Genomic DNA, 301 nt, shown 5'->3' with positions numbered 1-301 from the left:
GGGCTTTGTCGACCACTCTGACCCAGCAGCTCGATACCATCGATGTGTACGGCACCGCTTATCCGGATGCGACGCCGGTTTATCGAGTCAGCATGAACGTGCAGCGGTTTGAGTCGTGGCCTGGGTCGCATGCGTTGATCGATGCGGTGTGGAGTGTGCGGGCTGTGCGGAGTGCGGTGGTGATGACGTGCCGGAGTGTGGTTAGTGAGCCGGTTGGCGGTGGGTATGATTCTCTGGTGAAGGGGCATCGGCAGGCGTTGGAGCAGGTTTCCTTGCAGGTTGGGGCTGCTGTAAAGGCTAT

General features: G+C 59.8%; 1 protein-coding gene. It reads left to right on the top strand.

The genetic code is table 11. From position 1 onward, the window contains the following. Positions 1 to 301 (top strand): PqiC family protein (locus SB771_RS33995; protein WP_410721914.1); only part of this gene is annotated, 301 nt, incomplete at both ends.

It is taken from the genome of Burkholderia sp. SIMBA_051 (assembly GCF_046534915.1).
GTDB classification, from domain to species: Bacteria; Pseudomonadota; Gammaproteobacteria; order Burkholderiales; family Burkholderiaceae; genus Burkholderia; species Burkholderia ambifaria.
The sequence above is the reverse complement of the archived record's forward strand: the minus strand, read 5'-3'. Positions and strand labels throughout refer to the sequence as shown.